Genomic DNA, 24040 nt, shown 5'->3' with positions numbered 1-24040 from the left:
GACGGGGGCCGGAGCGGCCGGCTCGGTCAGGCCTGCGGGCCGGCGATGATCGTGCCGTTCCGCACTTCCACGGAGAGCGGTGTCAGCGGCGCCACCGCGGGCTCGCGCAGCACCTTGCCGGTGGTGGCGTCGAACTCGCTGCCGTGACAGGGGCAGATCAGCTTCGTCCCCTCCAGCTTGCCGACGGCGCAGCTCGCGTGCGTGCAGACGGTGCTGTAGGCCGTGAAGGAGTCGTCCGCGCCCCGGCTGACGACGACGTTGTGGTCCCGGAACAGCTTGGTGCTCCCCGGGGCGATCTCGCTCTCCGCGCCGAGCTCGACGGGCTCGGTCGGCGGCGCGAGCCTCTCCTCGGGGGCCCCGCAGGCGGTGAGGCCGAGTCCGGCGACGGACGTGAGGGCCACGCCTCTGAGAACGGTACGACGGCTCGCGGCGGGTCGGCCGGACATGGGAACTCCACTGGTCGGACGGTTGTACGAGGCCGACCATACCGGGGGCGGTCGTTCCGGTTTCCGGGTGGGGAGCGGGTGGGCCACCAGGCGGGCGGGCTCCTATCGCTGGACGTAAACGCTTGCGCAAGCGTTTACGTCCACCGCCGGATGGGATACCTTCCTCGTCACGGCGCTGCGGGGACGGCAGTCGGCAGTCGGCACACGAAAGGGAGCGGGCGATGGCGACCATGACGGACGTGGCGCGGAGCGCCGGTGTCTCGGTCGCGACCGTCTCGCACGTCCTGAACGGCACCCGGCCGGTGCTCCCGCACACGCGCCAGGCGGTCCTGGACGCCGTGGAGGAGCTCGGCTACACCCCGAACACCCTGGCCCGCTCGCTGGTCACCTCCCGCACCCGCTCGATCGGGCTCGCGGTGTCGGCGATCAGCAACCCGTACTTCACCGAGATCCTCCAGGGGATCGAGGCGGCTGCCCTGGAGCGCGGCTACAGCCTGCTCATCGCCGACCCGCACGACGACCCGGAGCACGAGCGCAAGGTCGTCCAGCTGCTGCACGAGCGCCGGGTGGAAGGCCTGATCGTCGCGCCTTCCGCGCATCCGCGCGAACTCCTCGCCTACCTCGGGCGCCACCGGGTGCCGGCCGTGTTCCTCGACCGGGTGGTCGAGGACCCGGAGGGCGGCGGTCCGCGCTTCGACCAGGTCTGCGCCGAGAGCGCGCAGCCCGTGGCCCGCCTGGTCACGCACCTCGCCGGGCTCGGCCACCGCCGGATCGCCCTGGTGGCGGGGCTGCCGGGGCTCAGCACCACGTCCGAGCGGATCACCGGGTACCGGCACGGTCTCGCGGACGCGGGGCTGCCGTTCGACGAGCGGCTCCTGGTGCACGGCGACTCCGAGTCGGCCGGCGCCGAACGGGCCGCCGGTGCCCTGCTGTCCCTCGGCGCTCCCCCGACCGCGCTGGTCACCGCCAACAACGCCATGACCATCGGCACGCTGCGCGCCCTGCGCGCCCACGGCCTCTCGGTGCCCGAGGACATCGCGCTGTGCTGCTTCGACGACTTCGCCTGGGCGGACCTGTTCTCGCCCCGGCTGACCGCGATCGCCCAGCCCGGCAAGGAGATCGGCGCCCGGGCCGTCCAGGTGCTCCTGGACCGTCTCGCCGCGCCGGACCGACCCGCGCGGACGGTACGGCTCGCCTGCACCTTCGTGCACCGCACCTCCTGCGGCTGCCCGGACCGGCCGGAGCAGCACGCACGGCCCCCGCAGCCGCCGCAAACACAGCGGCCCGGGCAGAAGACCCGGCAGCCCGAGAACCAGCAGCCCGAGAAAGGGAACCCCTCGTGATCGTCGTAGCCGGTGAGGCACTGATCGACCTGGTACCGCGGGGCGCGGGCGCGCTCGCGGCACTGACGCCGGCACTCGGCGGCGGCCCCTTCAACACGGCGGTGGCGCTGGGCCGCCTCGGCTCCCCCGCCGCGTTCTGCTCCCGGGTGTCCCGCGACGCCTTCGGCGAGGCTCTGCTGGGCCGGCTGCGCGAGACCGGTGTGGCGGTCTCGGCGGTGCAGCGGGGCGACGAACCGACGACGCTCGCCGTCGCCACGGTCGGCGCGGACGGCTCCGCGGTCTACTCGTTCTACGTGGAGGGGACCGCGGACCGGCTGTTCACGGCACCCCGGGTGTTGCCGCCCGGCACCCGCGCGGTGTCCTTCGGCACCTGCTCGCTCGTGCTGGAGCCGGGGGCGAGCGCGTACGAGGAGCTGATGCGCGCCGCTCACGCGCGCGGCGTGTTCACGACGCTGGATCCCAACATCCGGCCGGGGCTGATTCCGGACGCCGACGCCTACCGGGCCCGGTTCGAGAGGTGGCTGCCGTCGGTGTCGCTGCTGAAGCTGTCGGAGGAGGACGCCCGGTGGCTCGGCGGCACCCCCGAGGAGTGGCTGGCGGCCGGTCCGGCGGCGGTCGTGGTCACCCGGGGCGGTGACGGGCTGACCGCCTTCACCCGGGACGGCGGTGAGCACTCCGTGCCGGGTGAGCCGGTCGAGGTGGTGGACACGATCGGCGCGGGCGACACGGTCAACGCGGCGCTGCTGCACGGCCTGGCGACCCGGGACGCGCTCGGTGAGCGGGAGATGTCCGCTCTGGGCGCGGACGGATGGGGGGGCGTGCTCGGTTTCGCGGCCCGCGCGGCGGCGATCACCTGCTCACGCGCGGGCGCGGAACCCCCGTACGCCCACGAGCTGGCGGGCTGAGCGCACTGCCCGAGCCGTCGGGCCGAGCCTTCGCGCGGTGCCCCGCGGGACGCTCCCGCGGGGCACCGCGCGGGAGCGTCCCGCGGGATCAGGCCTTGGCCGCCCGGGGCGTCGCCTTGGCGCCGGTCTTGGCGGTCGCCGCGGTCTTGCGGGTGGTGGCCTGGGCGGCGGCCGTCTTCTTCGCCGCGGTCTTCGCCGCCGTCTTGCGGGGGGCGGGCACCGAGGCGGCGTCGCTGATCCGGTTCGCTCCCAGGACGTCGCGGAGGAACTTGCCGGTGTGGCTGGTCGAGACGGCCGCGACCTGCTCGGGGGTGCCCTCCGCGACGACCAGGCCGCCACCGGCGCCGCCCTCGGGGCCCATGTCGACGACCCAGTCGGCGGTCTTGATCACGTCGAGGTTGTGCTCGATGACGATGACCGTGTTGCCCTTGTCGACCAGACCGGAGAGGACCGCCAGCAGCTTGCTGATGTCCTCGAAGTGCAGGCCCGTGGTCGGCTCGTCCAGGACGTAGACCGTGCGGCCGGTGGAGCGCTTCTGCAGCTCGCTCGCGAGCTTGACCCGCTGTGCCTCACCGCCGGACAGGGTGGTGGCGGCCTGGCCGAGCCGGACGTACCCGAGACCGACGTCGTGGAGCGTCTTCATGTGGCGGGAGATCGCCGGGACGGCCTCGAAGAAGTGCATGGCCTCTTCGATCGGCATGTTCAGGACGTCGGCGACGGACTTGCCCTTGTAGTGGACCTCCAGGGTCTCCCGGTTGTAGCGGGCGCCGTGGCAGACCTCGCACGGGACGTACACGTCCGGGAGGAAGTTCATCTCGATCTTGATGGTGCCGTCGCCCGCGCAGTTCTCGCAGCGCCCGCCCTTGACGTTGAAGGAGAAGCGGCCGGGCAGGTAGCCGCGGACCTTGGCCTCGGCCGTCTCGGCGAACAGCTTGCGGACGTGGTCGAAGACACCGGTGTACGTGGCCGGGTTGGAGCGCGGGGTGCGGCCGATGGGCGACTGGTCGACGTGCACGACCTTGTCGACGAGGTCGTCGCCGTCCACCCGCGTGTGCCGGCCGGGGACGCTGCGGGCGCCGTTCAGCTCGCGGGCCAGGTGGGTGTACAGGATGTCGTTGACCAGGGTGGACTTGCCGGAGCCGGAGACTCCGGTGACCGCGGTGAAGACCCCCAGGGGGAAGGACACGTCGATGTCCCGCAGGTTGTTCTCGCGGGCGCCGTGCACCGTGAGCCGGCGTGCCGGGTCCTGCGGGCGGCGGACCTCCGGCAGCGGGATGGCCTTCTTGCCGGACAGGTACTGGCCGGTCTGCGACTCCGCGTTGTCCAGCAGTTCCTTCAGTGCGCCGCTGTGCACGACCCTGCCGCCGTGCTCGCCGGCTCCCGGACCGATGTCGACGATCCAGTCGGCGACCTTGATGGTGTCCTCGTCGTGCTCGACGACGATGAGCGTGTTGCCCATGTCGCGCAGCCTGACCAGGGTCTCGATCAGCCGGTGGTTGTCGCGCTGGTGCAGGCCGATGGACGGCTCGTCGAGGACGTACAGGACGCCCACCAGGCCGGAGCCGATCTGGGTGGCCAGGCGGATGCGTTGGGCCTCGCCGCCGGAGAGCGTGCCCGCGGCGCGGTTCAGCGAGAGGTAGTCGAGGCCGACGTCGACCAGGAAGCGCAGCCGCTCGTTGACCTCCTTCAGCACGCGCTCGGCGATCTTCTTGTCGCGGGCGGTGAGCTTGAGGGCGCCGAGGAAGTCCGCGCACTCGCTGATCGACATGGCCGAGACCTCGGCGATCGACTTCTCCATGACGGTGACGGCGAGAACGATGGGCTTGAGGCGGGTGCCCGCGCAGGAGGGGCAGGCCACCTCGCGCATGTAGCCCTCGAAGCGCTCGCGGCTGGCGTCGCTCTCGGCCTCGCTGTGCCGGCGCTTGACGAAGGGGACGGCGCCCTCGAAGGCCGTCGTGTACCGGCGCTCCCTCCCGTACCGGTTGCGGTAGCGGACCTCGACCTGGGTCTTGTGGCCGTTGAGCAGGGCCTTCTTCGCGCGCTGCGGCAGACCGGCGAAGGGGATGTCCGTGCGGAAGCCCAGCGCCTCGGCGAGGGCGCCGATCAGACGGGCGAAGTAGTCCTTGGTGTGGCCGTGCGACCAGGGGTGGATGGCGCCCTCGTCGAGGCTCTTCTCCTCGTCGGGGACGATCAGCTCCGGGTCGACCTCCATGCGCGTGCCGATGCCGGTGCACTCGGGGCAGGCGCCGAAGGGCGAGTTGAAGGAGAAGGAGCGGGGCTCCAGCTCCTCGAAGGACAGGTCGTCGTACGGGCAGTACAGGTGCTCGGAGAACATGCGCTCGCGCTCGGGGTCGTCCTCCGGGAGGTCGACGAAGTCGAGCACGACCATGCCGCCGGACAGGCCGAGCGCGGTCTCGACGGAGTCGGTGAGCCGGCGCTTGGCGCTGTCCTTCACCGTGAGGCGGTCGACGACCACCTCGATGGTGTGCTTCTCCTGCTTCTTCAGCGTGGGCGGCCGGGAGAGCTGGACGGTCTCGCCGTCCACCCGCGCGCGGGAGTAGCCCTTGGTCTGGAGGTCGGCGAAGAGGTCGGCGAACTCGCCCTTGCGCTCGCGCACCAGCGGGGAGAGCACCTGGAACCGGCTGCCCTCCGGCAGCTCCAGCACCCGGTCGACGATGGCCTGCGGCGACTGGCGCGAGATGGGTCGGGCGCACTCGGGGCAGTGCGGCTTGCCGATGCGCGCGAAGAGCAGCCGCAGGTAGTCGTAGACCTCGGTGATGGTGCCGACCGTGGAGCGCGGGTTGCGCGAGGTCGACTTCTGGTCGATGGAGACCGCCGGGGACAGGCCCTCGATGAAGTCGACGTCCGGCTTGTCCATCTGGCCGAGGAACTGCCGGGCGTACGAGGAGAGCGACTCCACGTAGCGCCGCTGGCCCTCGGCGAAGATCGTGTCGAAGGCCAGCGAGGACTTGCCCGACCCCGACAGGCCCGTGAAGACGATGAGCGAGTCGCGGGGGAGGTCGAGCGAGACGTTCTTCAGGTTGTGCTCGCGCGCTCCACGGACGATGAGACGGTCGGCCACGCCGGTCCGCACCTTTCTTGAGAGAAGTGACAGGGGCGGGACCCCCGTGCTTTCTCACACTAGGGCGAGCCACTGACAACGCCGGTCGGATTCACGGGTTGACAACAATCCCCGGCTCTCCAGCATGCCCGACGCCGGATACGAGTTTATAGCACGTGTATTCGATTTCTGGCCTTTCTGCGCCGCCTTCACCCGAAGGTGTGACGGGACTAGGGTCGATCCCATGACCGATCACGCTCATGACCTGGCATCCGTCCATGACGCGACCGAGCGGCTGCTCGACGCGGTCGGCACCCTGGACAACGCCGCTGTGACCCAGTCGTCACGGCTTCCCGGCTGGACACGTGGCCATGTGCTGGCCCACCTGGCCCGCAACGCGGACGCCCTCGTGAACGTCCTGGAGGGGCGTCCGATGTACGCCTCCGCCGAGGCCCGGGAGGCCGACATCGAGCGGGACGCCCCGCGCCCCCTCGACGTCCAGCTCGCGGACGTGCGGGAGACCGGGGCCCGCTTCCAGGAGGTGGGCGCGGCGCCTGCGGACTGGTCACGCACCGTGGCACTGCGCAACGGGGTCACGGACCGGGCGGCCCGGGTACCGTTCCGGCGCCTGATCGAGGTGGAGCTCCACCACGTGGACCTCGGCATCGGCTACGAGCTGGAGGATCTTTCGGCGGAGTTCACCGAACGGGAGATCCGCTTCCTGGTGGCACGGTTCAAGGGCCACCGGGACGTGCCCACGACGCGGCTGACCACCGATGACGGCCGGACCTGGACCACCGGCGGCGGGGCGCCGGACGGCCCGGTCGAGGTCGAGGTGGAGGGCCCGGCCGCCGACCTGCTCGGCTGGCTCGCCGGACGCCGCGACGGTTCCGGACTGACGGTGAAGAACGGCACGCTGCCCGCCCTTCCTCCGCTATAGGCTGACCGTCATGACCTACAGCGGGCAGGTGACGGTCGGCGGGCCGGCCGATGTGCACGAACTCAAGGACCTGATGATCACCAAGGTCGCGGTCGGGCCCATGGACAACAACGCCTATCTCCTGCGTTGCCGGGCCACCGACGAGCAGCTGCTGATCGACGCGGCCAACGACGCGGACACCCTGCTGGGCTCGATCGGTGACGACGGCATCGCGTCCGTCGTCACCACCCACCGGCACGGCGACCACTGGCAGGCGCTCGCCCGGGTCGTGGCGGCCACCGGCGCGCGCACCCACGCGGGCCGGGACGACGCCGAGGGCATCCCGGTGCCGACGGACGTCCTGGTCGACGACGGCGACACGATCCGGGTGGGGCGGGTGGAGCTCACCGCGCGCCATCTCGTCGGTCACACGCCCGGCTCGATCGCCCTCGTCTACGACGATCCGCACGGGCATCCCCATGTGTTCACGGGGGACTGCCTGTTCCCGGGCGGTGTGGGCAACACCCACCAGGATCCGAAGGCGTTCGCCAGCCTGATCCACGACGTGGAGACCAAGATCTTCGACGTGCTCCCGGACGAGACCTGGGTCTACCCCGGACACGGCGACGACACCACGCTGGGCGCGGAACGTCCGCAGATGCCGGAGTGGCGCGCCCGGGGCTGGTGAGCGCCCCCGGGCGCGCGGCGGACGCCGGTACGGGTTGCGCGGGGCCGGCGCGGGTGAGGCACGCCCTCCGGGCGATCGGGGCTCTTACGCCTGCGCCCTGCCCGGGCCGGCCAGCGCCGCGATGCGCTCCACGGCGAACGCATAGCCCTGCACCCCGCACCCCGCGATGACCCCGTCGGCCCGCAGCGAGACGTAGGAGTGGTGCCGGAAGGACTCGCGCCGGTGGATGTTGGAGATGTGGACCTCCACCACGGGCAGGCCGTCACAGGTGTTGAGGGCGTCGAGGATCGCGACGGAGGTGTGCGAGTAGGCACCGGGGTTGATCACGATGCCGCAGTGGTTCAGCCGCGCCTCGTGGATCCAGTCCACCAGCTGGCCCTCGTGGTTGGACTGCCGCAGATCCACCGTGCCCCCGTGCCTGCCCGCCGCCTCGGCGCACAGCGCCTCGACGTCGGTGAGCGTCTCGGAGCCGTAGATCTCCGGCTGACGCTGCCCGAGCAGGTTCAGATTGGGGCCGTTGAGAATCATGATCGGGGCGTCGGCCAGGTTGCGGGGCACAGTTCCTCCGGTCCGTTCGAAAGGTTCACCATGCGGGGGCATGGAGCCGGTCGCAACGGCCGGTTGCCACCGGAACGTTGCTCGGACCGGTCTATCACGGTGCTCCGAGCGTGTGCCGGGCCCCGGGGGCGGACGGAACCGCTTCCGGGCGGGGTGCGCCCGCGCGGGTGCCGCGGGGCGCACGCCCGCCCGGAGGCGGTTCTGCGATCGGTGTCACGGGTTGAGCGCCAGTTCGAGATAGGCGGCGAGGATCACCAGGTGCACCCCGCCCTGGAGCGGTGTGGCCCGGCCGGGGCGTACGGTCAGGGCGCCGACCATCACGGTCAGGGCGAGCAGCACCATATGCGTGTTGCCGAGGCCCAGAACGAGCGGACCGGAGAGCCAGAAGGACGCGATCGCGACCGCGGGGATGCTCAGTCCGATACTGGCCATCGCCGAACCGAGTGCGAGGTTGACGCTGGTCTGCACGCGGTTGCGCTGCGCGGCCCGCACGGCCGCGATGGTCTCGGGAAGCAGGACCAACAGCGCGATGATCACACCGACGACGGCGTGGGGCAGCCCGGCAGCCGATACACCGGACTCGATGGCGGGCGAGACTCCTTTGGCCAGGCCGACCACCCCGACCAGGGCCAGGCCGAGCAGTCCGAGGCTGATCAGCGCGGTGCGGTTGGAGGGCGCGTCGGCGTGCTCGTCCTCGTCCTCGACCTTCGTGACCGGCATGCCCTGCCTGCCCAGCTTCTGTACGGGCAGGAAGTAGTCACGATGTCGAACGGTCTGGGTGGCGACGAACAAGCCGTAGAGGATCAGTGAGGTGACCGCGGCGAAGGTGAGTTGCACCGCGGAGAACTCCGGCCCGGGCTTGCTGGTGGTGAACGTCGGCAGCACGAGGGTGAGTCCCGCCAGCGTCGCCACGGTGGCGAGCGCCGCGCCGGCGCCTTCCGGGTTGAAGACGGCCGTGCCGTGGCGCAGTGAGCCGACCAGAAGACTCAGGCCGAGGATGCCGTTACAGGTGATCATCACGGCTGCGAAGACGGTGTCCCTGGCCAGGGACGCGGTCTCGGGCCCCCCGTCGATCATCAAGGTGACGATCAGCGCGACCTCGATGATCGTGACGGCGACCGCGAGGACCAGTGAACCGAAGGGTTCACCGACCCGGTGGGCCACCACCTCCGCGTGGTGCACGGCGGCCAGCACCGCTGCCGCCAGCACGACGACCGCCACGGCGACGACCGCTCCGGGCAGTTCGCGTCCCCAGGTGAACAGCAGGAGCACCACGGCGAGCACCGGCATGACGGTCGTCCACCGGCTCGTCAGCCCTTTGACCCACCTGTTCATGAAGCGAGGCTCTCGGAGAGGGATGAGCGCCGCACTCCGGTCTCTCCGAGCTCTGACGACCCGCTCCTCGCATCGGCCGCTTTGACGTTCCTTGTCGTTCTGGGGTGGTCGTTGTCGCGCATGATCTCCTCTACTGCTGGAGGAATGGTCGGTGACGGGCGGCAGCGAGTGGGGCCGCGTTCCCTTCCGCTGAGGTTTCCTGTCGTGATCCGGCGGGAGACAGGCAGACACCGGGAGCGGTGCTCGGCTGTGGGCCGTGCCCCGCTCCCGGAAATTTCCTGTCCGGTCACGGACTGGGTCAGACGTCGATGCTGCTCTTGTCGGCAAAGCCCTCGGCCTGGGCCTGCTTCCTGGAGGCCCGCAGGCTGGTGATCGTGGTGACGACCAGGACGGAGACGATCACGCCCAGCGACACCGGGATGCTGATCACGGGGACGTGTACCCCGGACTCGTGCAGCGCGTGCAGCACCAGCTTCACACCGATGAAGCCGAGGATGATCGACAGGCCGTAGGCCAGGTGGACCAGCTTGCTCAGCAGGCCGCCGAGGAGGAAGTACAGCTGCCTGAGGCCCATCAGGGCGAACGCGTTCGCGGTGAAGACGATGTACGGGTCCTGGGTCAGGCCGAAGATCGCAGGGATCGAGTCGAGCGCGAAGAGCACGTCGGTGGTACCGATGGCGAGCATCACGACCAGCATCGGGGTCATGACCCGCTTGCCGTTCTGCTCGATCCACAGCTTGGTGCCGTGGTACCGGTCGGCCACGCCGAACCGGCGCTCGGCGGCCTTGAGGAGCTTGTTCTCCTCGAACTCCTCCTCCTCTTCGGGAGCGCGGGCCTCCTTGATGAGCTTCCACGCGGTCCAGATGAGGAAGGCGCCGAAGATGTAGAAGATCCACGAGAAGTTGGCGATGATCGCGGCGCCCGCGGCGATGAAGCCGGCCCGCAGTACCAGGGCTATGAGCACACCGACGAGGAGCACCCGTTGCTGGTACTGCGAGGGCACCGCGAATTTCGTCATGATCAGGACGAAGACGAAGAGGTTGTCGACGCTCAGCGACTTCTCGGTGATGAAGCCGGCGAAGAACTCACCGGCGGGCTGGCCGCCGCCGAAGACCAGCAGGCCGAGCCCGAAGATCACGGCCAGGACGATCCAGACGATGGTCCAGATCCCGGCTTCCTTGATCGATACGTCGTGCGGCTTGCGGCCGATGAAGAAATCGACCGAGATGAGGGCGGCAAGGCCCACGATGGTCAGGACCCACAGGGTCAGGGAAACATCCACTACGCCTCCGGCAGATACGTCTCACGGCAAAAGTCAGCGTCGTCGCTGCCGGAGGTCTCTTCCACCCGGGCTCCGGCACTCGAAAGCAGCACCGGACAACACCTCGGGCCGACGCCCCGGGATCAGGCCTGATCCGTATTGACGAGGTCGCCGCACAGGCAGGGAGTACTCCCCTCCGTGCGGAAAACCTTACCCTCATGACCAAGGATTGGTAAAGAGGTGGGTAAAAGAAAGACCAAAGCGCCAGATAGGACGTGGTGCCATGAAAACTCGTCCCAAAGGGCGGGACACGCCCGGCCGACCGGACCGGGGCGCGGTCACGGCCCCCAGGCGCGGCGGGCCTCGGCGACCAGGGTGAGCACCTGCTGGAGGATCTGGCTGCCGGGCGGCACCAGTGGGGGCTCGTACGTCCAGGCGTGCCCGACCCAGGGGTCGGCCAGGTGGCTGTCGGCGACCGGGGTCAGCCGCAGCAGCGCACGCCACAGCGGGTCGAGCAGCGGGCCGTAGCCGGCGGACTCCTCGCGGTCGGCCACCATCATCAGGTGGACGCCGACGGACGGGCCCTCGTCGGCGAGGTACCGCAGCTGGTTCACGGCACGGTCGTCGAAGCCGTGCGGGAAGTCGTTGACGATCAGCAGTTGCTGGGAGGTGTCGAAGCCGGGCGGCAGCGAGTCGGCCGCTCCCCCGCGCAGTGCCATCTGCACCAGGTCGACCCGCTGGGTGAGCCGGCTCAGGACCTCCGCGACGCCCGCGGCGCCCTGGGCGGGCGGGGCCGCCAGTACACCCGCCCGCGTCAGCGGTGCCAGCGGCTGCGCTCCCGATCCGGCCGCATCGATGACGTGCACGGTGAACTCGCCCGCCGGATGGACGGCGAGCAGCCTGGCCGCGTGGGACACGGCTGTCTCCACGGCGAGGCGTCGCATGTCGTGGGGGTCGGTGAACGACCCGTCCGGCGCGTCGGCCCGTCCGCTGTCGATCCACAGACCGCGTTCCAGCGGCAGCCGGAGCAGCATCGGGATGCGGAGGCGGTCGGCCTCGGGCAGCCGGAGGTCGCCCAGGCGCAGCGCCATGGGGATCTCCATCGGCACCCGGTAGGCGTGCCAGACGGGGTTGTCCCAGCGCGCGTAGGCCGGCGGGAGCGCGGGTTCGACCACGTCGGCCTCGGCGACGAGCTGGGCGAGGTCCCGGTCGAAGGCCTCCCTCGCCTGGTCGACGAGCTGGTCCTGCCGTGCCCTGGCCGCCTCGCGCGCTGCGTCGCCCTGGCTCCCGATCCGGCTGCGCGGGTCGGCCAGGACCTGTTCCAGTTCCTTGTCCATGCGTGACTCGGCGAAGTCGACGGCGCTGCGGTAGGCGGCGATGGTGCGGGCCAGGTCCTCGAACATGCCCCAGACCTGGTTGTAGAGGCGCTCGTCCATGGACCAGCCGGTCGCGTCACCGGCGACGGGCCGGGCGGGCTGTCCCGGCCGGGCCGGGGGCGCGGCCGGCGGGGGCGGCGGCGGAGCGGTGTTCCGCCGGCGGGGGTGGCTGTAGTCGATCGGGCCGCCGGTGGTCGCGGTGGACGGGTCGGCGGCTCCCCCGGGGTACGCCGGCTGCGGTCCGTCCTGTCCCGGCGGACCGGCCGGCCGGCCGCCGTACGCGGGCGGCGCGGGGTCGGGGGTGTCCTGTGGTGCGGTGCCGGCGCCCTGGTCGGGGCGGTGGGCCGGGGCGGCCGTCTGCCGGGGACGGTCGCCGTCGGACGGACGGGACGGGGGTGCCTGCACGGAGCGGGCGAGGCCCCGCGCGACCGCTTCGTCGATGTCGCCCGCGAGCTGCCGCGCCTGGGGCAGGCCCTGGTCGGTGAAGAGTTCGGCCAGGCCCCCGGCGTAGCCCTGTCCGACCGCACGGACCTTCCAGGCGCCCTGGCGCCGGTAGAGCTCCAGGGCGACGACGGCCGACTCGGCGTCCAGGCCGGTGACGGTGTAGCTGGCCGCTTCGGTGCCGTCCAGCCCGGTGACCGCGACGAAGGGGGCGGCGACGGCGCCGAAGCGGGCGGGGCCCCGGCTGCCGGCCGCGGCGGGCAGGGCGAGCAGCACGCTGACGCGGTGCACCGTGTCCGCCAGCGCGTCCAGGTCCACCGCGAGCCGGTGGTCGGCCGCGGCCTGCCGCGACACCTCCAGGCCGGGCCGGGTGGGCGCGCCCGGGTGGGCCACCCATTCCACTCCGTGGATCCGGCCGGTCTCGTCGCCGAGCGCGGCCGCGGTCACGATCGGCGTACCGGCCGAGACCCGGATCTCGAGACGGGACTGGGAGAGCGGGTGGTTCTGCCCCCGCACCAGCTCAGCCGTCATTGCCCTCGTCCCCCTGTGTCCCGTGGTGCGGTGTCGCGTTCGGTGCCGGTCAGAGCACCGGCAGGATCGATGGCATCAGGTCCTGGAAGGTGCGGCCGTTGGCCGGGTTGCCGAGGGCCGTCATCGTCCAGCCCGTGCCCGAGCGGTGCACCTTCGCCATGAGCTGGGCCGTGTAGGCGCCGCCGCCGGCCAGCGTGTAGCGGGCCAGTTCCTGGCCGTTGGTCTCGTCGACGAGCCGGCAGAACGCGTTCTGCACCTCCTGGAAGGTCTGGCCCGTGAAGGAGTTCACGGTGAAGACGATCTGGTCGATGTGGACCGGGACACGGGACAGGTCGACGAGGATGGCCTCGTCGTCGCCGCCCTGGCCGACGCCGCCGACGAGGTTGTCGCCGGTGTGGCGCACGGAGCCGTCGTCGCTCACCAGGTGGCGGAAGAAGACGACGTCGACCGGCTGCTTGTCGGCGAACAGAACGGCGGAGGCGTCCAGGTCGATCTCCCGGGTACGCGAGCCGAACAGGCCGCGGCGGGGGGCCGCCTGCCAGCCGAGACCCATGCGGACCGCGGTCAGGCTGCCGCCGTCGTTCTTCTGCAGGCTGATGGCCTGACCCTTGGTCATGTTGACGGTCACGCGCTGATTCCCCTCTCGGACTTCCCCTGTTGCCGCGGAACCGCGGTTGCCCAGAACCCTACGCAGGGGCACTGACGGTGATGTACCCCGGTCCGCACTTTGTGTCGGTCTTGCAACACAGTCCGTACGGGGCGGAGAACCGCACGGGCCCGGCGCCGGCGTGCGGCGCCGTCAGGACAGGCCGGCCTCCCGCATCTGGCGCAGTTCCTTCTTCATCTCGGAGACCTCGTCGCGCAGCCGGGCCGCGATCTCGAACTGGAGGTCGGCGGCGGCTGCCCGCATCCGCGAGGTCAGCTCCTCGATCTGTTCGGCGAGTTCGGCCGCGGGGCGGTCGGTGGGCACCGGCTCGGCGCCCTTGACCCCGCCCTTCGTGCTCTTCGTGCCCTTGGCGGCCTTGCCGAGCGCGGGCACGGGCGCCTTGGCCGCGCCACCGTCCTTCTTGGTCTTGCGGTAGCCGGAGTCGAGCAGCTGCTCGGTGTCGATGTCCTCGCGGGCGATCTGCGCGACGATGTCGTTGATCTTCTTGCGGAGCGGCTGGGGGTCGATGCCGTTGGCCTGGTTGTAGGCGACCTGCTTCTCCCGGCGGCGGTTGGTCTCGTCGATGGCCCTCTCCATCGCCGGGGTGATCTTGTCGGCGTACATGTGGACCTGGCCGGAGACGTTGCGCGCGGCCCGGCCGATGGTCTGGATCAGGGAGGTGCCGGAGCGCAGGAAGCCCTCCTTGTCGGCGTCGAGGATCGCCACCAGGGACACCTCGGGCAGGTCGAGGCCCTCCCGCAGCAGGTTGATGCCGACGAGGACGTCGTACTCGCCGCTGCGCAGCTCCCGCAGCAGCTCGACCCGGCGCAGGGTGTCGACGTCGCTGTGGAGATAGCGCACCTGGATGCCGAGTTCGAGGAAGTAGTCGGTGAGGTCCTCGGCCATCTTCTTGGTGAGCGTGGTGACCAGGACGCGTTCGTCCTTCTCCACGCGCGCGCGGATCTCGTGCACCAGGTCGTCGATCTGGCCCTCGGTGGGCTTGACGACGACCTCCGGGTCGACCAGGCCGGTGGGGCGGATGATCTGCTCGACGAATCCGTCCGAGCGGGAGAGCTCGTACGGGCCGGGGGTGGCCGACAGGTACACCGCCTGGTCGATGCGCTCCTGGAACTCCTCCCACTTCAGCGGGCGGTTGTCCAGGGCGGAGGGGAGCCGGAAGCCGTGGTCGACGAGGGTGCGCTTGCGTGAGGCGTCCCCCTCGTACATGGCGCCGATCTGCGGCACGGTGACATGCGACTCGTCGATGACCAGGAGGAAGTCCTCCGGGAAGTAGTCCATCAGGGTGTTCGGCGGGGAGCCGGGCAGGCGTCCGTCGAAATGCATCGAGTAGTTCTCGACGCCGGAGCAGCTGCCGATCTGGCGGAGCATCTCGAGGTCGTAGGTGGTGCGCATCCGCAGACGCTGGGCCTCCAGGAGCTTGCCCTGCTTCTCCAGCTCGGCCAGGCGCCCGGTGAGCTCCTTCTCGATGTCGTTCACGGCCCGCTCCATGCGTTCGGGGCCGGCGACGTAGTGGGAGGCGGGGAAGACGTACAGCTGCTGGTCGTCGCTGATGATCTCGCCGGTGACCGGGTGGAGCGTGGAGAGCGCCTCGATCTCGTCGCCGAACATCTCGATGCGGACGGCGAGCTCCTCGTAGACCGGGAAGATCTCGACGGTGTCGCCGCGGACGCGGAAGGTGCCGCGGGTGAAGGCCAGGTCGTTGCGTGTGTACTGGATGTCCACGAAGCGGCGCAGCAGCTCGTCCCGGTCGAACTCCTCGCCGACGCGGAGCGGCACCATGCGGTCGACGTACTCCTGCGGGGTGCCGAGGCCGTAGATGCAGGAGACGGAGGCGACCACGACGACGTCGCGGCGGGTGAGCAGGGAGTTGGTCGCGGAGTGGCGCAGCCGCTCGACCTCCTCGTTGATCGAGGAGTCCTTCTCGATGTAGGTGTCCGACTGCGGGACGTACGCCTCGGGCTGGTAGTAGTCGTAGTACGAGACGAAGTACTCGACCGCGTTGTTCGGCAGCAGTTCGCGGAACTCGTTGGCCAGCTGGGCGGCCAGCGTCTTGTTCGGTGCCATCACCAGGGTGGGGCGCTGGAGCTTCTCGATCATCCACGCGGTGGTGGCGGACTTGCCGGTGCCGGTCGCGCCCAGGAGGACGACGTCCTTCTCACCGGCTTCGATGCGCCGGGCGAGGTCGGCGATGGCCGCCGGCTGGTCGCCGCTGGGCTGGTAGGGGCTGACGACCTCGAAGGGCGCCACCGTGCGTTCGATCTGGGAAACGGGCCGCATGTCACCCACCGTACGACCCGGCACTGACAACAGGTCCCGGCCGGGCCCGGTGGAGGACTGCGGTCAGCGCTTCTGCGGGGTGCGGGAGCGGTGCTCGACGGGGCCGCGGGCCCGCGGCCGAAGGCGGGTCGGGAGGGAGGAGGAGTGGTGGTGATGCCGGTGGTCCCGGTGGTGGGCGGGGACGCCGGGCCTGTGCTCGGCGGGGGCCGGGCCGGGCCTCCCTCTGATCATCAGCGGGTCGAAGATCACCACGACACCGGCCAGGACGAGGAGGACGAGCGGGCCGAGCATCATGGGCGCGAGCAGCGCGGCCGCGGACTCCCCCTCGGCGGGGGCGGCCGTTCCGTGGACGTGGACCTCCAGGGCGGCCATGCCGGTGTAGTGCATGCCGGTGACCGCGAGACCCATGACGAGACTCGCGCCCACGCTCCACAGGAGGCCTCTGGCCTGTCCGGCCGCCCACAGGGCGGCGGTGGCGGCGACCATGGCGATGGCGACGGACCCGGCGACGGTGAGCGTGTCGTACTCCAGTGTTCCGTCGAGGCTCATGCCGGCCATGCCCAGGTAGTGCATGGAGGCGATACCGAGGCCGGTGATGGTGCCCCCGGTGAACAGCGGCGTCCCGGTCGCGCCCCGGTAGCCGACGATGAAGATCCCGATGCCCACCATGACGAGGGCGACGCCCAGGCTGGCGAGCGTCGTCACACGGTCGTAGTGGATGGGCGTTCCCTCGATCGTGAAGCCCGTCATCGCGATGAAGTGCATCGTCCATATACCGGAGGCGATGGCCGCCGCGCCCAGGGCGAGCCAGCCGGGGCGCCAGGACCGGGCCACGACGAGGGGCCTGATGGCGCACCGCAGACCCAGGGCGCCGCCGAGGCAGGCCATGAGGAAGGCCACCACCGGTGTGACCACGCCGTAGCTGAATCCGTCGACCGTGCTCTGCATGCGCGGCTGCCCTTTCCCACCGTTTGCGTCCCGGAATCGTGTGTCGTGAACCCCCTCCCAGGACCGCTCGGCGGCCAGGGTTGACGCAGAGAGTATGACTGCCACCGGAATGGTCGAACGATTATCCGGGCAAAGAAACACACTCTTTTCTCACTTGTGCGGCTCCAGTGCGCGGAGTTGGGGCAAGACCGTTCAATCCGCGGCCATCCCGCACCCGCCCCGCGTTGACCTTCTGCTGCCAGAGTTGCACTGTCCGTGTTGCTTGGGATGCCCTGTGTGACCGACATGCCCTGCATCTTCCGCATGTTCGAAAAGTCCTTACCGCTCGACGCGAGGAGTCCGCATGCACATGCGCGCCGTTGTCGCCTCGACCACCGCGCTCCTGGGAGCCACCGCTCTCCTGCTTCCCCTCTCCCCCGCGCCCGCGCGCGCCGCCGACGGTGGCACGCCGCCCGTGGTGGTCGCCCACCGGGGCGCCTCCGGATACGCGCCCGAGAACACCCTGGCAGCCGTCGACGAGGCCGCCGCGCTCGGCATCGACTGGGTGGAGAACGACGTCCAGCGCACCAAGGACGGTGAGCTCGTCGTCCTGCACGACGACAGCCTGGCGCGCACCACGAACGTCGAGACGGTCTTCCCCGGCCGGTCGCCGTGGAAGGTGAAGGACTTCACCGCCGCGGAGGTCGCCCGCCTCGACGCGGGCAGCTGGTTCGGCCCCGCGTACGCGGGCGTGCGCGTGCCGACGCTGGAGCAGTTCGTGCGGCATGTGGAGCGGCACGACCAGAAGCTGCTGCTGGAGCTCAAGAGCCCGGAGCTGTATCCCGGCATCGAGCAGGAGACCCTGAAGGTCCTGAGCAACGAGGGCTGGCTCGACCGCGCACACCTGAGCGACCGGCTGGTCGTGCAGAGCTTCAGTGCGGACAGCGTGCGGACCGTCCACGAGCTGAAGCCCGGGGTGAAGACCGGTGTCATCGGTGCGCCCCCGGTGAGCGACCTGCCCGCGTACGCGGAGTTCGCCGACCAGATCAACCCCCGGCACACGTCGCTGTCCGGCGCTTACGTCGCGGCGGTCCAGGCCTTCCGCGGGCCGCACGACAAACCGCTGGAGGTCCTCACCTGGACCGTGGACGACGCGGCGGCGGCCCGGCGGGTCGCGGGATTCGGGGTCGACGGGATCATCAGCAACAAACCCGACGTGGTGCGGGACGCGGTGGACGGCTGGCATCTGACGGCCGCCGGCTGACGGCTGACGGCCCACCGCACGGGGCCGCTCTTCGCGGGTCTTCGCGGTTCTTCGCGCCCGGCGTTGTCAGTGGCGGGTCGTACGGTGGGGCGCATGGACAGCCATGGGCAGTACGAGCAGCGGGTCGTGTGGGCGGTCGTCGGCACCGTCATCGGCCCGCTGCTGCTGGCCGCGACCCGTGAGGGCCTGGTCAACGTCGTGTTCCACGCCACCGACGAGGTGCGCGACGCCGCGCTGGAGCGGCTGGCGTCCCGGCTCGGCACCGAGCCCGCCGAGGACGCCGACTCCCCGCTGCTGGCCGAGGCGATACGCCAGGTCGAGGCGTACTTCTCGGGCGAGATCCATGACTTCGACCTGCCGCTGGACTGGTCGCTGGTCTCGGGGGACTCGGGCTTCAACCGCGAGGTGCTGCGGGAACTGGCCTCCGGGGTTCCGTACGGCACGGTCGTCGGGTACGGCGATCTGGCAGGGCGGGCCGGCCGGCCCGGCGGCGCCCAGGCCGTCGGCATGGCGATGGGCGCCAATCCGCTGCCGGTGGTCGTGCCCTGCCACCGGGTGGTGGAGAGCGACGGCGGCATCGGCGGGTTCGGCGGCGGGGTGGAGACCAAGCGCCGACTGCTCGCGTTGGAGGGTGTGCTGCCCGAGCCGCTCTTCTGACCTCTGGCGGGCGCGCCGGTCGGGGCGGTCCGCGTCAGTCGTGTCAGTCCGCGTCAGTTCGCGTCAGTCATAGTGTCGCGCTTCGAGCACGTTGCCGTCGGGGTCGCGGAAGTAGAAGCTGCGCCTGGCCGGGCCGCGCGCCCCGAAGGAGTCGTGCGAGAAGTCCGTCACCGGTACGGAGCGTTCCTCGAGGCGGCCGCGCAGTGCCTCGAAGCCGTCGGCGGGCAGGGACAGACAGACGTGGTTGACGGGGTGGCCGGAGCTGTCGGCCGCGCCGGGGAGCATCGTCATCCGTTCCGCCATGGTGAGGGGCATGAGGTCGAGGAGGGTCTCCTCGTTGACCCGTACCGAGGGGAAGGGCGCCTCGCCCGCGGCGAAGTCGGTGACCCTGACCGGTGCCAGGCCGACCGCCTCCTCGTAGAAGCCGGCGGCGGCGATCGGGTCGCGCACCCAGAGGACGACGTGGTCGAGACGTGCCGTGCTGTCCGTCATGGTTCCCAGGCTCCGTGATGTCCATGACGGGGCGCAAGAGGTTTGTCCCGGCGTCCGTCCCGCCAGGGATGAGGGAGGAGCGACAGACGGGAGACGGCGCGTGACCCTGACGGTGTCCGAAGAGGTACGGGAGGCCATCGCCGCGCGTCGGCCGGTGGTGGCCCTGGAGTCCACGATCATCGCGCACGGGCTGCCCCGGCCGCGCAACCTCCGGGTGGCGGCGGAGCTGGAGGCGGCGGTGCGGCAGGAGGGTGCCGTACCCGCCACGATCGCGGTGCTGGACGGGCGGCCCCGGATCGGCCTGGACAGGGAACAGCTGGAGCGGGTCGCCCAGGAGGACGGCTTCCGCAAGCTCGGCCATCGTGATCTGCCGCTCGCGGTGGCCTCCGGGGCGAGCGGCGCCACCACGGTGTCGGCCACCGCCCTGCTCGCGGCGCTGGCGGGCGTACGGGTCTTCGCGACCGGTGGGCTCGGCGGGGTGCACCGCGAGTGGACCGTGACGCAGGACGAGTCGGCCGACCTGGGGCTCCTCGCGCGGACCCGGATCACCGTGGTGTGCGCGGGGGTGAAGTCGATCCTGGACGTACCGGCGACGCTGCAGCGGCTGGAGACCCTGGGGGTCGCGGTCGCCGGGTACGGCACGGACCGCTTCCCCGGCTTCTACCTGTCGGACTCGGGACACCCCGTGGACTGGCGGCTGGACACCCCGGAGCAGGTGGCCGGGGTCATGCGGGCGCAGGACGCGCTCGGCGGGCCCGGGTCGGCCCTGATCGTGGCCAACCCGGTGCCCGAGGAGGAGCAGTTGGATCCCGGGCTGCACGCGCGTGTGCTGGACGAGGCGCTGCGCGCGTGCGAGGCGGAGGGCGTCACCGGTCAGGCCGTCACCCCCTTCCTGCTCGACCACGTGGTGCGCCGCACCGACGGCGCCTCCCTCGCCGCCAACCTCGCGGCGGTCCGGGGCAACGTACGACTGGCGGCACGCGTCGCGGCGGCCTGGACCGGGGCGTGACGGAGCCCCGGCCGGGCGTCGGCACCGGTGCCGCGGGCCGCACGGCGGGACCGGCCGACGGGCGTTCCGGCGCGCTGCTGGTCGTCGGTGACGTCATCACCGACGTGGTGGCCCGGCACCGGGGGCCGCTCGCCCCCGGTACGGACACGGCGGCGGCGATACGGACGGTTCCCGGCGGCGCGGGGGCCAATGTGGCCTGCTGGGCGGCGTGTTGGGGCGACACGGAGGTGCGGCTGCTCGGACGGGTGGGCGAGGACTCGGCGACGTGGCACACCCGGGAGCTGATCGCCCGCGGGGTACGCCCCTCGCTGGTGGTCGACCCCCGGGCGCCGACCGGGACGGTGATCTGCCTGGTCGACGAAGGCGCCGCGGCCGAGCGGACCTTCCTGACCGACAGCGGCGCCTCGCTGCGGCTCGAACCCGGTGACTGGTCGGACGGGTTGCTGGACGGGGTGGCCCGGCTGCATCTGTCGGGGTATCTGCTGTTCGCCGAACCGAGCAGGGCGTTCGTGGCGGTGGCCGTGAAGGCGGCACGCGCCCGGGGAGTGCCGGTGAGCCTGGATCCGGCCTCGGCCGGTTTCCTCACGGAGCTGGGCAGGGAGCGTTTCCTGGCCCTGGTCGAGGGGGTGGACGTCCTGCTGCCGAGCCGTGACGAGGCGTGTCTGCTCGCCGGGGCGTCCGAGACGGCGGACGCGGCGGCCCGGCTGAGCCGGCGGTTTCCCCTGGTCGTGGCCAAGCAGGGCGCCGAGGGTGCGCTGCTGGCCCGGTCCGGCCGGGTGTGTGCCCGTGTATCCGCCGTGGCCACGACGCCCCGGGACAGCACGGGCGCCGGTGACGCCTTCACCGGCGCGTTCCTCACCGCCCTCATGGCGGGCGCCGGTCCGGAACGCGCGGTGGCGGAGGGATGCAGGGCGGGTGCGCTGGCGGTGCGGCAGGTGGGCGGCCGCCCACCCTCACCCGTGGGACGCCCCCGGCCGTCCGGCCGGCACGCGGCCGGGTGATCGTCCGGAGCCCGGCGGCCCCGGTCCTACGCCTCGCGTCCCCGGGCCGGGATCATCGGGGCCGTCGCCAGGTCCAGGGTGCCGGAGGCGACGTGGGCGAGGTGGCGGTCGATGTCCCGGGCCGTGGCGATGTCCGCGGTGACGAGCCGGTCGCGGACGAGGCGGACGGTGGCGGACTCCAACGCCTCACAGGCCGGTGCCGCGACCGGGAAGTACGCATCGGCCCGCACCTCGGTCAGTCCGGACTCCCGCAGCAGGCGCGGGAGTCCGCGGCCACGGGCGAGGTCGGTCCCCCGGTCGCCGAGAAGCTTGCGCAGGCCCTGCCGGATCCGGTTCGCGAGCCGCTGTTCGGGACCGTACTCGTCCGGGCGGGCCAGGGGCTGCAGGGCGGGGTCGGCGTCCTCGGCCAGCAGACGCCCGCGGGACGCAGGGCCCCGGCCGTCGAGCACACCGCACGCTCGCGATGCGCCACGCCGATGAGCGGGAAGCGGACGTGCACCAGGTCGAAACCGCCCGTCGGCGGCTCCTCCGCGCCGATGTCGTGGACGCGTACCTCCACCGGCGGGCGGGCGACCGGGGCGAGCCGGCCGGTGTCGGTGCCGGTGACCGGCACCCGTCCGGTCGGTCCGACCTTCCTGGCGAGCCAGGACACCACGGAGACACCGTCGGCGCCGACCTCCCGGCAGCGCCGGCCGGGCCCGACGCCGACCGCTTCGAGATGCCGGAACCTGGTGGGATCGAACAGATCGGCGAAGGCCTCGAGGCGCTCCGCCGCCTCGTCCTCCCGGTGATCGAGCGGGTACCCGTCGGTTCGCACCATGCAGCGATCACCCCGGTCACCCGGCTTGTCCGGCTCGTCCGGCACGGGTGACGCTCCGGCCCGTTCGTGTCCACAGCCGGGGACCAGGTGGACGGGGCGGCGGGGCAAGGGACGGGAGGACGAGGGCGGGGTGGGGACGGGGTCAGCCGGTCGCGGTCCTGGCGTAGACGTTCTCGGCCCAGGTGGCGAGTTGGTCGTCCGTCAGGTGCCGGGCGAGATCGGCTTCGCTGATCATGCCGACCAGTCGCTTGTCGTCGATGACGGGGAGCCGGCGGATCCGGTGCGTCTCCATCTCCTGGAGGACCTCGCTGACGTCGGCGTCCGCCTCGATCCAGCGCGGTGTCCCCTTGGCCATCTCTCCCGCGGTGGTCTTGGCCGGGTCGTGGCCCATGGCGACGCAGCCGACGACGATGTCGCGGTCGGTGAGTATGCCGCAGAGCCGCTCGTTCTCGTCGCTGATGGGCAGCGCGCCGACGTTCAGGTCGCGCATCAGCTGCGCTGCGCGGTCGAGTGTCTCGTGGGCGGGGATCCACTGGGCGCCGCGGTGCATGATGTCTCCGGCGGTGGTCATGAGGTGCCTCCCGATACCGGACGGCCGGCGCGGCACGGGGCGCACCGCGAGTACCGGCGCTCTCCATTGTCCGCCGCACCACCCGGGCCCCGCACTTCCGCCCTGCCCCGCGACGTCTCGGCTGCTGCCACGTCTCAACCGTGCCAGGCCGGGTGGCGGGGGTCGTCGGCGCGCACCAGGACGTCGGCGGTGCCGGCCGGGTCGGTCTCCCGCTCGTAGCGCTCGAAGGCGGGCAGGGTCCAGTGCCCGGACGCGGGGGTGCGGCGGCGCAGGGCGCCCGGGGAGAGCGAGACGTGGACGCTCAGGTCGAAGGGGAACCAGTGCCGCAGGAGGAGCGGGCCGTGCAGCAGCAGTACGCCGCCGGGCGGCAGCGGGACCCGGGGGCTGCGGGTGGCGCGGTCGGTGGCCGGGTCCCACAGGTCGGGCAGGACCCGTCCGCTCCCGCCCGGTTCGAGGGGGCCGAAGACCTCACGCCGGAGGGCGCCGGTGTCGTACCAGCCGTCGTAGTAGGACTCCGGGTCCTGACGGCCGTACTCCAGCCGGACCGAGGCGGGACGCAGGAAGCCGTCCGCGCTCACGACGCGGGAGGGACGTCCGCGGACCCGCAGGGACGCGGCGACGCGCTCGGCGAGATCTCCGGGACGGCCGGCCGGGGCGCCGTCGAGGGCGACGCGTGGCCAGGGGCTGCCGTCGGTCGTCCGCAGCGTCGTCAGGCGCTCGGCGAGGAGGTCGCCGAGCCGGTCCCAGGTGATCGCTTCGAATCGCACACGGCCATGATGCGCCGTCCGCCGCCGGCGGCGCCTCCTGCCCCGGGTCCTTCGCCAAAGGCGCGCTGGACGTCCGCGTATGGTGCCGCGACGCTCGGCCATGGGCGCCGGGCCCGTGTCCGGTTTCACTGGTGGTGACGGTGGACGGCGGGGAAGGGTCCCGGCCGGCGGACGGGCAGGAGTCGACGACGTGATCGAGGAACCATCCTCCGTACTGACGGTACTGACCGTGCTGACGGTGCTGGGGGTGCTCGGGACCGGGCTGGTGGCGGGGGTCTTCTGCGCCTTCTCGACGTTCGTGATGAGAGGGCTCGCGTCGTTGCCGCCCGCGCGGGGCGTGGCCGCGATGCAGTCGGTCAACGTGGCCGCGGTGCGGGCACCCTTCATGCTGGTGTTCCTCGGCTCGGCGCTGCTGTGCGCGGCGATCGCCGTGGTGACGTCGGTGCGGTGGCCGGACGAGGGCGCGGTCCGGCTGCTGGTCGGCAGCGCGCTGTATCTGTTCGGCGGGTTCGGGGTCACCGTGGCCGCGAACGTGCCGCGCAACGACGTGCTGGCCGGGCTCGCCCCGGACACCGCCGAGGCCTCCGCGTACTGGACCGCCTATGTGCGCGAGTGGACGCTGTGGAACCACGTGCGCACGGTCGCCTCGGCGGGGGCCGCACTGTCCTACGTGCTGGCCCTCGCCTGACGGAGGCGAAAAATCGCTGTCCGCGGTCCTGCGGGC

At 71.7% G+C, this 24040-nt stretch carries 21 protein-coding genes and 1 pseudogene; 9 read left to right on the top strand and 13 right to left on the bottom strand.

All coding sequences use genetic code 11. From position 1 onward, the window contains the following. Nucleotides 1-26: 26 nt before the first annotated feature. Nucleotides 27-446: a Rieske (2Fe-2S) protein gene (locus PYS65_RS27670; protein WP_279336657.1), complete on the bottom strand. Its 420-nt coding sequence runs from the start codon at nt 444-446 to the stop codon at nt 27-29. Nucleotides 447-667: 221 nt separating this feature from the next. On the opposite strand from PYS65_RS27670, the gene PYS65_RS27665 reads away from it, so the two are divergent. Next, entirely contained in the window at nt 668-1789 is a 1122-nt protein-coding gene (locus tag PYS65_RS27665; RefSeq protein ID WP_279336656.1) for a LacI family DNA-binding transcriptional regulator, read from the top strand. Continuing rightward, a complete protein-coding gene (locus tag PYS65_RS27660; RefSeq protein ID WP_279336655.1) occupies nt 1786-2694 on the top strand; it encodes a carbohydrate kinase family protein in 909 nt (302 codons plus the stop codon). The genes PYS65_RS27665 and PYS65_RS27660 overlap by 4 nt, the downstream gene beginning before the upstream one ends. Before the next feature lie 88 nt (nt 2695-2782). Here PYS65_RS27660 and uvrA read toward each other — a convergent pair whose 3' ends face one another. Further along, nucleotides 2783-5776, bottom strand: coding sequence for an excinuclease ABC subunit UvrA (uvrA, locus tag PYS65_RS27655; RefSeq protein WP_279336654.1), 2994 nt, complete (start codon nt 5774-5776; stop codon nt 2783-2785). 223 nt (nt 5777-5999) lie between these two features. Here uvrA and PYS65_RS27650 point away from each other — a divergent pair, with 223 nt between their 5' ends. Together PYS65_RS27650 and PYS65_RS27645 are read left to right on the top strand one after the other, a co-directional pair. After that, entirely contained in the window at nt 6000-6695 is a 696-nt protein-coding gene (locus PYS65_RS27650; RefSeq protein ID WP_279336653.1) for a maleylpyruvate isomerase family mycothiol-dependent enzyme, read from the top strand. Nucleotides 6696-6705: 10 nt separating this feature from the next. After that, nucleotides 6706-7362 (top strand): MBL fold metallo-hydrolase, encoded by a 657-nt coding sequence (locus tag PYS65_RS27645; protein ID WP_279336652.1) that lies wholly within the window; start codon nt 6706-6708, stop codon nt 7360-7362. An 84-nt stretch (nt 7363-7446) separates the two neighbouring features. On the opposite strand, the gene aroQ is transcribed toward PYS65_RS27645, so the two are convergent. The 7 genes from aroQ to PYS65_RS27610 all read right to left on the bottom strand — a co-directional run bounded on the left by aroQ (nt 7447) and on the right by PYS65_RS27610 (nt 16756). Further along, a complete protein-coding gene (gene aroQ / locus PYS65_RS27640) occupies nt 7447-7920 on the bottom strand; it encodes a type II 3-dehydroquinate dehydratase (RefSeq protein WP_202278708.1) in 474 nt (157 codons plus the stop codon). A 213-nt stretch (nt 7921-8133) separates the two neighbouring features. Then, a complete protein-coding gene (locus PYS65_RS27635; RefSeq protein ID WP_279336651.1) occupies nt 8134-9255 on the bottom strand; it encodes a calcium:cation antiporter in 1122 nt (373 codons plus the stop codon). Between the two features lie 298 nt (nt 9256-9553). Beyond that, nucleotides 9554-10537, bottom strand: coding sequence for a TerC/Alx family metal homeostasis membrane protein (locus PYS65_RS27630; RefSeq protein ID WP_279336650.1), 984 nt, complete (start codon nt 10535-10537; stop codon nt 9554-9556). 317 nt (nt 10538-10854) lie between these two features. Beyond that, complete coding sequence (locus tag PYS65_RS27625) at nt 10855-12864, bottom strand: TerD family protein (protein WP_279336649.1); 2010 nt, start codon at nt 12862-12864, stop codon at nt 10855-10857. Nucleotides 12865-12913: 49 nt separating this feature from the next. Then, a complete protein-coding gene (locus PYS65_RS27620; RefSeq protein WP_055597847.1) occupies nt 12914-13492 on the bottom strand; it encodes a TerD family protein in 579 nt (192 codons plus the stop codon). 171 nt (nt 13493-13663) lie between these two features. Next, the gene (gene uvrB / locus PYS65_RS27615) at nt 13664-15808 is read right to left on the bottom strand and encodes an excinuclease ABC subunit UvrB (RefSeq protein ID WP_279336648.1); all 2145 of its coding nucleotides are present in this window, start codon (nt 15806-15808) and stop codon (nt 13664-13666) included. A gap of 63 nt (nt 15809-15871) precedes the next feature. Continuing rightward, nucleotides 15872-16756 carry an MHYT domain-containing protein gene (locus PYS65_RS27610; RefSeq protein ID WP_279336647.1) on the bottom strand — a complete coding sequence of 295 codons (885 nt, stop codon included), beginning with the start codon at nt 16754-16756 and terminating at the stop codon, nt 15872-15874. 343 nt (nt 16757-17099) lie between these two features. On the opposite strand from PYS65_RS27610, the gene PYS65_RS27605 reads away from it, so the two are divergent. Next, nucleotides 17100-17999, top strand: coding sequence for a glycerophosphodiester phosphodiesterase (locus tag PYS65_RS27605; protein WP_279336646.1), 900 nt, complete (start codon nt 17100-17102; stop codon nt 17997-17999). 93 nt (nt 18000-18092) lie between these two features. After that, nucleotides 18093-18656 (top strand): methylated-DNA--[protein]-cysteine S-methyltransferase, encoded by a 564-nt coding sequence (locus tag PYS65_RS27600; protein ID WP_279336645.1) that lies wholly within the window; start codon nt 18093-18095, stop codon nt 18654-18656. A gap of 63 nt (nt 18657-18719) precedes the next feature. On the opposite strand, the gene PYS65_RS27595 is transcribed toward PYS65_RS27600, so the two are convergent. Further along, nucleotides 18720-19148 (bottom strand): VOC family protein, encoded by a 429-nt coding sequence (locus PYS65_RS27595; protein ID WP_279336644.1) that lies wholly within the window; start codon nt 19146-19148, stop codon nt 18720-18722. A 100-nt stretch (nt 19149-19248) separates the two neighbouring features. On the opposite strand from PYS65_RS27595, the gene PYS65_RS27590 reads away from it, so the two are divergent. Together PYS65_RS27590 and PYS65_RS27585 are read left to right on the top strand one after the other, a co-directional pair. After that, nucleotides 19249-20157: a pseudouridine-5'-phosphate glycosidase gene (locus PYS65_RS27590; protein WP_279336643.1), complete on the top strand. Its 909-nt coding sequence runs from the start codon at nt 19249-19251 to the stop codon at nt 20155-20157. Further along, nucleotides 20154-21158: a carbohydrate kinase family protein gene (locus PYS65_RS27585; RefSeq protein WP_387036280.1), complete on the top strand. Its 1005-nt coding sequence runs from the start codon at nt 20154-20156 to the stop codon at nt 21156-21158. The genes PYS65_RS27590 and PYS65_RS27585 overlap by 4 nt, the downstream gene beginning before the upstream one ends. A gap of 26 nt (nt 21159-21184) precedes the next feature. On the opposite strand, the pseudogene PYS65_RS27580 reads toward PYS65_RS27585, so the two are convergent. The 3 genes and pseudogenes from PYS65_RS27580 to PYS65_RS27570 all read right to left on the bottom strand — a co-directional run bounded on the left by PYS65_RS27580 (nt 21185) and on the right by PYS65_RS27570 (nt 23316). Continuing rightward, nucleotides 21185-21978, bottom strand: a pseudogene (locus PYS65_RS27580) (methyltransferase domain-containing protein). Nucleotides 21979-22120: 142 nt separating this feature from the next. Then, a complete protein-coding gene (locus tag PYS65_RS27575; protein WP_279336642.1) occupies nt 22121-22549 on the bottom strand; it encodes a CBS domain-containing protein in 429 nt (142 codons plus the stop codon). A gap of 134 nt (nt 22550-22683) precedes the next feature. Further along, nucleotides 22684-23316, bottom strand: a complete 633-nt coding sequence (locus PYS65_RS27570) for a nucleoside/nucleotide kinase family protein (protein WP_279336641.1) — start codon at nt 23314-23316, stop codon at nt 22684-22686. 190 nt (nt 23317-23506) lie between these two features. Here PYS65_RS27570 and PYS65_RS27565 point away from each other — a divergent pair, with 190 nt between their 5' ends. Then, a complete protein-coding gene (locus PYS65_RS27565; protein ID WP_279336640.1) occupies nt 23507-24004 on the top strand; it encodes an anthrone oxygenase family protein in 498 nt (165 codons plus the stop codon). The last annotated feature ends 36 nt before the right edge of the window (nt 24005-24040 follow it).

This window comes from Streptomyces cathayae, from assembly GCF_029760955.1.
GTDB lineage: Bacteria > Actinomycetota > Actinomycetes > Streptomycetales > Streptomycetaceae > Streptomyces > Streptomyces cathayae.
The sequence above is the reverse complement of the archived record's forward strand: the minus strand, read 5'-3'. Positions and strand labels throughout refer to the sequence as shown.